This is a genomic window from Peribacillus sp. P4_C12 (assembly GCF_056402095.1).
In genome coordinates this window covers 1-7574 of sequence record NZ_JBFUIB010000160.1, presented here as the reverse complement: position 1 = coordinate 7574, position 7574 = coordinate 1, and the positions used below count along the sequence as shown (strand labels likewise).

6 protein-coding genes are annotated in these 7574 nt (G+C 40.1%); 5 read left to right on the top strand and 1 reads right to left on the bottom strand.

Annotation, left to right across the window (positions count from 1 at the left end; all coding sequences use genetic code 11):
• Positions 1-226: helix-turn-helix domain-containing protein (locus AC1DUW_RS17115; protein WP_477643042.1), on the bottom strand; the 226-nt coding region annotated here is incomplete at its 3' end.
• A gap of 455 nt (positions 227-681) precedes the next feature.
• Between AC1DUW_RS17115 and AC1DUW_RS17110 the strand changes: the two genes are divergently transcribed.
• The 5 genes from AC1DUW_RS17110 (at position 682) to clpB (ending at position 7430) form a co-directional block, all read left to right on the top strand.
• Positions 682-1629 (top strand): fumarylacetoacetate hydrolase family protein, encoded by a 948-nt coding sequence (locus AC1DUW_RS17110; RefSeq protein ID WP_053344983.1) that lies wholly within the window; start codon positions 682-684, stop codon positions 1627-1629.
• A gap of 2 nt (positions 1630-1631) precedes the next feature.
• Positions 1632-2123 (top strand): DinB family protein, encoded by a 492-nt coding sequence (locus tag AC1DUW_RS17105; protein WP_053344984.1) that lies wholly within the window; start codon positions 1632-1634, stop codon positions 2121-2123.
• Between the two features lie 31 nt (positions 2124-2154).
• Positions 2155-3267: a cupin domain-containing protein gene (locus tag AC1DUW_RS17100; RefSeq protein WP_477643041.1), complete on the top strand. Its 1113-nt coding sequence runs from the start codon at positions 2155-2157 to the stop codon at positions 3265-3267.
• 131 nt (positions 3268-3398) lie between these two features.
• Positions 3399-4598 carry an FAD-dependent monooxygenase gene (locus AC1DUW_RS17095; RefSeq protein ID WP_053344986.1) on the top strand — a complete coding sequence of 400 codons (1200 nt, stop codon included), beginning with the start codon at positions 3399-3401 and terminating at the stop codon, positions 4596-4598.
• A 243-nt stretch (positions 4599-4841) separates the two neighbouring features.
• Positions 4842-7430 carry an ATP-dependent chaperone ClpB gene (clpB, locus tag AC1DUW_RS17090; protein WP_477643040.1) on the top strand — a complete coding sequence of 863 codons (2589 nt, stop codon included), beginning with the start codon at positions 4842-4844 and terminating at the stop codon, positions 7428-7430.
• The last annotated feature ends 144 nt before the right edge of the window (positions 7431-7574 follow it).

Here is a 7574-nt window from a genome sequence, read left to right as displayed (position 1 = left end):
GTATGTATTCCCTCGGGAGCGAATACATACCAGTTGTCTTATCGCGATATAGTAACTCGAGTTGGGTCAAAGTATTTAAATACTTATAAAGGTTACTTTTAGTTATTTCTGTAGATTCTTGAATATCAGAGAATCTTAAAGGATTTCTTTGTGAAGCGAGTAAATCAATAATGCTCATCCCGATTTGCAAGGATTGAATCGTTGAACCAGATTTTACGATTTCCATATGACAATCTCCCTAATCTGTTTTAATTTAGGTCTAGTATATCAGAGTATGTAAAGTTTAAATGAAAATAAATAAAAAGTATGCTCCATAACGTCCGCATAAACACATCTGTTAAATATACTTCTAGTTTTCGATAAGTCTAGTCATATTTGTATTTGTTAAATTTGCTACTAAAAGCTTCATAATGATGTTGATAATATCATTTTCATAAAAATTTTTGCAATACTTTCTTGACAATTTTCCGAAAATTAAGTTATCATGTATATAAATAGTGAACTAAGTTATCTATAAGTGAAAAAATAAAAATTGATGCGAGGTATAGTTACCATTTGTCCTCTAGTTTGTAAAAGGACATTCTTTTTATAAACAATGCCTTGTTTCAAACAAAGATAGGTGCATCAATAAAACTAAAAGACAGCTTTTAAAAAATAATGATAAATAAAGGAGAATGAAAAATGAAATTAGTAACTTTTAGCCGTGAAGGATTTACACGTATTGGCGCAATTTATCCAAATAAAGAGATTGTAGACCTAAACTATGCTTATCAAGCACTTCTTGAAAGTGAAGGGAAACTTCGCAGTGAACAAATCGCTGAAGCTTATGTACCTTCAACTATGGAAGCATTTCTACAAGGTGGGAATGAAAGCCTTTCCATCGCAAGAAAAGCTGCGGATTATGCATTGAATAATCGCGATTCATTCAAACGTACTCTGGTACATGCTGTTGAAAACGTAAAACTTGAGGCACCTGTCCAAAAGCCAGGGAAAATTATTTGCGTAGGACATAACTACCGTGAACACATTGCAGAAATGGGTCGCGAACTGCCTCCATTCCCGGTCGTGTTTGCCAAATTCGCTAATACAGTAATTGGACCTCAAGATGATATTCCGTTTTTCCCCATTTCAGAACAACTAGATTATGAAGCAGAATTTGCTTTTGTAGTGGGCCAACGGGCACGCAATGTTTCTCAAGATGATGCACTTGATTATGTAGCAGGTTATACAATTGCGAATGACGTCACGTATCGTGATATTCAACGCCGTACACTTGAATGGCTTCAAGGGAAAACAGTCGAAGGCAGTGCACCAATGGGACCTTGGCTAGTTACATCAGATGAGTTATCTGATCCTTCTGGATTAAATGTCCGCTTAACTGTAAATGGTGAAGAACGCCAAAAAACGAATACATCTAACTTCGTATTCGATGTGAAATATTTAGTTGAATTTTTATCGAACTTAATGACTCTTGAACCAGGTGACATCGTCCTAACTGGAACGCCGGGTGGAGTAGGAGTAGCCCGCGATCCACAAGTGTTCTTAAAAGATGGTGACGTTGTCAAAATCGAAATCGACAAAATCGGTTATCTCGAAAACCGTGTGAAACGTGCTGGGGAGGGAAAATAAGAATGGCTTATCAGTCAATCGGTACATCGATCAAATCGTTTCAACAATCAATCGATCACATTCTTGAGACAACAGCTAACCTTTCAGAGAAAACAATCCGTTGCAACCCGACAGAGGAAGAGTGGTCAATCATGCAGATCCTTTCTCATATAGCGGAAGCCATTCCTTACTGGCTAGGTGAAGTGGAAACGGTAGTAGCCACTCCGGGCTCAAAATGGGGACGTGGATTGCAAGATCCAGCTCGACTAGCAGCGGTTACTGATACGGAAAAACTATCAGTTGATGAAGTTTTAAAACAAGTGGATGAACTAAAATATAAAGTTGAGAGTGGCCTCGGGAAATTAGATGAAGAAACACTATCTAAAGAATCACCGCACCGGAACTTTGCCAAATTCGGTAACAAACCTGTTTCTTATATCGTAGATCATTTCATCGATGACCATGTTTCAGGGCACTATGACCAAATTAAGCGAAATCTTTCTAAAATTAAGTGATAAAAAATGAAAAAAGAAAGTAGGGAGTAATGTGGCTGAAAAATCAGATTACATGAACAGTTCAATTGTAAAAGATTTTACAAGGGATATTCAGCAGTACAATCTTGGACCCCTATGGGAAGCTATTCCGGCTCTAATGGATCATGAACCTAAACCACATGCCCAAGCTTATTTGTGGAAAGAAGAGCTTCTGACAAAAAAGTTGATGGAGGCAGCTGAAATCTTCACACCTGATCGCGGCGGTGAGCGCAGAGCCATTTATTTTCAAAACCCTGGCCTAACTTACCGCCAGCCTTGGGGCTGGGCTTCAACAACCCAAACGCTTTATGCAGCGGTTCAACTATTGTTGCCAGGTGAAGTAGCTCCTTCTCATCGTCACTCTCAAAGTGCTCTTCGGTTTATTACGAATGGTGAAGGTGCCTACACAATTGTTCAAGGAGAAAGAATCTTCATGGAAGAAGGAGATTTCTTGATCACACCTAAAAATCTTTGGCATGGACATGGTCATGTTGGAGATAAACCGATGATTTGGATGGACGCTCTTGATATCCCTACTATCTATTCTATTGGCGGTACTTTCTTTGAACCATATCCAGACCGTATTGAAACGCCGAAACGTCCGGATAATTTTTCGGAACTTCGTTATCAAGGAGGAATGGTTCGTCCGGTATCCGATCGTTATTCACAAGTAGCTCCGCTTGCAAACTACAAGTGGAAAGGCACGAAAGCAGCGATTGAAGGGTTAATGAACTTTGAACCAGATCCATATGAAGGCTTTGCCGTTGAATATATCAACCCATCTAATGGACAAACGGCTAATCCGACGATGGGAGCTTGGATGCAGAAGCTTCCAAGAGGTTTCCATTCTAAAGCACATCGCCATACTCATTCAACAATCTATCAGGTGCACGAGGGTTCCGGCTATACGGTTATTAACGGAGTACGGTTTGATTGGTCTAAGGGTGACTACTTTGTAGTTCCAAACTGGGCTTGGCATGAGCACGTTGCAGAAGTGGATTCTTACTTATTCTCGGTAAACGATCTTCCAATTATGGAGCGATTTGATTTAGAACAACAGCAGGTACTTGATATAAACAATGGTTTCCAAAAAGTTGAAAGTGAATTTAAGGCTGTATTAGTATAAAAAAAATCAGGTTGGAGCTTCCAGCCTGATAGTCATTGATATTATGAGAATGCAGCTTGAATGAAAACGCTTACTATGTTAATGGTCTACAACTGGGCTTATGACAACTTATTTTTAGGGGGAATTGAATAATGAACACAGAAAAAAAACCATTCATTGTGATCGGTGGAGGAATAGGCGGGTTGGCAACGGCTCTAGGAATTGCAGAAACAAAACAGTATGTAAAAGTCTTGGAGCAAGCTCCTGAATTTGGTGAAATTGGAGCTGGAATTCAGCTTGCTGCGAATGCAACAAATGTTTTACAACGTTTAGGCGTTATGGATAAAATCAACGAAATTGCAGTTTTTCCAAAAAGATTAGTTTTGATGGATGCTTTTTCAGGCAAAGAGCTTTCCGCTTTAGATTTAGGTGACGTATATAAAGAAAGATATGGAGCACCGTATGTTGTGTTACATCGCTCTGATTTGCATAGAGTGCTAGCTGAAGCGTGTGAAAGTAGCCCTTATATCGAACTTGTAACGAACCAAACAATTATCGAAACGGTAGAAAATGAAGGTCAAGTTACAGTTACTTCTGCAAAGGGAGATCAACATATAGGAACGGCCGTTATTGGTGCGGATGGTTTATGGTCTAATGCCCGTAAATTATTTGTGGAGGATCAACCAGTATGTTCTCAATATGTTGCATACAGAGGTGCTCTTCCAATGGAAGAGGTAACGAGTCACGGAGATTTAGATGATGTATATATGTGGATTGGACCGAATCTTCATCTTGTTCAATATCCGGTTAGAAGAGGAGAGCTTTACAATCAGGTAGTTGTTTTCAAAAGTTCTCAATACACCGAAGAAAATGAAAAAACAGATCAATGGGGTACCCCGGAAGAAATGGACCGTGTCTTTGCAGGAACTTGTGAGCCTGTTCAAAATGCGATTTCATTCATTCAGCGTCAACGTCGCTGGCCGATGTACGACCGTTTGCCAATTAATAACTGGACAAAAGGCAGGATCACACTTACGGGAGATGCTGCACATCCAATGCTTCAATACTTGGCACAAGGAGCTTGCCAAGCTTTAGAAGATGCGGCTTATTTGACTGATATGCTTCATAAGAATGGGAATAATGTGGAGCAGGCATTTTTGGAATATCAAGAAGAACGCATTCCACGTACAGCGAATGTTCAAACAAGTGCAAGAATGTGGGGAGAAATTATCCACAATACTACCGATGCGGGGATACTGCTTCGTGATACGATTCTATTAAATCGCACGGATAAGGATTTTAAATTTGTTGATGATTTCCACGGTTACAACAAAGCGTTTGTAAAAGCATAATATCCCGCATTTGCTTCATTCATCCAAAAGTTTTGGTTAGCATATTTTTTAAATCAATATTAGATTTTTGCCTTTCTTCCTTATGAAGAGAGGCTTTTACTGTTTATCCCTTAATAACCTTTGTATTTTTTATAACATTTCTTTACAAGGGAAAAATAAAAAGTATAATGAAACCATAAAGGTCAAAAATGGTCAAACGTTGTAAGAGTTCGTTCATGGAATTGATGAATGGGAGGTTTTAAGATGGATATTAATAAAATGACAGAGAGAACCCAACAGGCGTTTATTGGCGGGCAGGAACTAGCCAAGGATAGGGGAAATCCGGAACTGACGGAGCTTCATTTATTAAAAACCTTAATGGAACAGGACGAGAGTTTATTAATTAGAATTTTATCTGATTCCGATAAAACGGTCAGTCGTTTTGAAATAGAGCTAAATAAGGAACTTAATAAATTGCCGGAAGTGAGCGGCAGTGTTGCTCAGGTGTATATGTCAGCTTCCCTACAACAGTTATTGACGGTTGCAGAAAAAGAAATGCAAGTGTGGGAGGACGAATATTTATCCGTCGAACACATCCTGCTGGCGTTGTTAAAGGAAAAAAAACCGAATATAAACAGGCTGTTTTCAACTTATGGAATAGATTATGATAAAGCAAAACAAGTTATACACGATATAAGGGGGAATCAACGAGTGACTAGTCAAAATCCAGAAAGCACATATGAAGTCCTAAAAAAATACGGCAGAGATCTCGTTGCTGAAGTTAAATCGGGGAAGGTTGATCCTGTCATCGGGCGTGATACGGAAATTCGCAATGTCATCCGGATTCTATCACGAAAGACGAAAAATAATCCAGTATTGATTGGGGAACCTGGGGTAGGTAAAACAGCGATTGTCGAAGGATTGGCGCAAAGGATTGTCAGGAAGGATGTCCCGGAAGGACTAAAAGACAAAACAGTTTTTTCACTTGATATGAGTGCTCTAGTTGCCGGGGCCAAATTCCGTGGTGAATTTGAGGAACGTTTAAAAGCTGTACTGAATGAAATTAAAAAGAGTGATGGTAAAATTCTTTTATTCATTGACGAATTGCATACAATTGTAGGAGCAGGCAGAACGGATGGTGCACTTGATGCAGGGAATATGTTAAAGCCGATGCTTGCTCGTGGTGAGTTGCACTGTATCGGTGCAACAACCCTGGATGAATATCGCCAGTATATTGAAAAGGATCCCGCTCTAGAACGCCGTTTCCAGCAAGTTCTCGTTCCCGAGCCAGATGTGGAAGATACTATTTCAATATTGCGCGGATTAAAGGAACGGTTTGAAATTCACCATGGCGTCAGGATACATGATCGGGCGATTGTTGCTGCCTCTGTCCTTTCCAACCGTTATATAACGGAGCGATTTTTACCAGATAAAGCGATTGACCTAGTGGATGAAGCTTGTGCGATGATCAGAATGGAAATTGATTCAATGCCTTCAGAGCTAGATGAAATCACAAGAAAGGTTATGCAGCTTGAAATTGAAGAAGCGGCCTTGAAGAATGAAGAGGATCCTCAAAGTAAAGCAAGGCTAGGTGTACTCCAAAAAGAACTTTCAGAACTTAAGGATCAAGCGAATAGCATGAAAGCAAAGTGGCAAATGGAGAAATCTGCGCTTCAAAAAGTACAGGACCAACGTGAAGAGCTCGAGAAGCTTCGTCATGAACTGGAACAGGCAGAGAATGACTATGACCTCAACAGGGCTGCTGAACTACGGCACGGACGGATTCCACAGCTTCAAAAAGAATTGGATGCTATGGAAGATGAATTGGAAAAGGAAAAGCAGGATTCACGATTGCTTCGCCAAGAAGTGACGGAAGAGGAAATCGCATCGATTGTTGCGAGGTGGACGGGTATTCCGGTAAGCAAGCTGGTGGAAAGCGAAAGAGAGAAGCTGCTTCGCCTTTCGGAAATTCTTCACGAACGCGTAATAGGCCAAGGAGAAGCGGTGGAACTTGTATCTGATGCTGTTTTACGGGCAAGGGCAGGAATTAAGGATCCAAACAGACCGATTGGTTCGTTTATTTTCTTGGGACCGACCGGAGTGGGTAAAACTGAACTGGTCAAAGCGTTGGCAGAAACGTTATTCGATAGTGATGAACATATGATTCGAATCGATATGTCGGAATACATGGAGAAACATTCCGTTTCCCGACTAGTCGGTGCGCCTCCTGGATATGTTGGTTTTGAGGAGGGCGGACAACTAACCGAAGCTATTAGAAGAAACCCATACTCCGTCGTGCTACTAGACGAAATTGAAAAGGCACATCCGGAGGTCTTCAATATTTTGCTGCAAATGTTGGATGACGGACGTATAACAGACTCCCAAGGTAGAACCATCAACTGTAAAAATACGGTTATTATCATGACATCCAATATTGGCTCCCATTTCTTGTTGCAGTCCAACCGTAGCGATGGAGCCATTGAAGAAGAAATAAAGGATCAAGTGTTCAAAGAATTAAGAGGACATTTCCGCCCTGAATTTTTGAATCGAGTAGATGACATTGTGTTATTCAAGCCGCTTACTCAACATGAAATCGTTGAAATTGTAGAGAAAATGGTTCAGCAATTACAAGTGCGGTTAACTGAACAAAATATAAACCTCCACGTCACCGAAGCGGCTAAAGAATTCATTGCCGAACAAGGGTATGATCCAGTATATGGGGCAAGACCGCTTAAGCGATTTATTCAAAAGCATTTGGAAACAAAAATCGCTCGCCGAATTATAGCGGGGACAGTTGAAAACGAAGAAGGAATAACGATTGATTATGTTCATAACGAATTAGTACTAATCTAAAGTATATGAAATGTAGTTTAATCAAAAGCAAAGAACGGTATAACAAAAAGGACATCCCCTAAGGATGTCCTCTTTTGCTTCTTAATGTTGATGAGAGTCTTTTGTTGGCCCAGCAGGCATAACAGCAGGGATAATACATATTAG

Coding starts and splice junctions, on each gene's coding strand:
- AC1DUW_RS17110 (WP_053344983.1), top strand. CDS start 682: ATGAAATTAGTAACTTTTAGCCGTGAAGGATTTACACGTATTGGCGCA.
- AC1DUW_RS17105 (WP_053344984.1), top strand. CDS start 1,632: ATGGCTTATCAGTCAATCGGTACATCGATCAAATCGTTTCAACAATCA.
- AC1DUW_RS17095 (WP_053344986.1), top strand. CDS start 3,399: ATGAACACAGAAAAAAAACCATTCATTGTGATCGGTGGAGGAATAGGC.
- clpB (WP_477643040.1), top strand. CDS start 4,842: ATGGATATTAATAAAATGACAGAGAGAACCCAACAGGCGTTTATTGGC.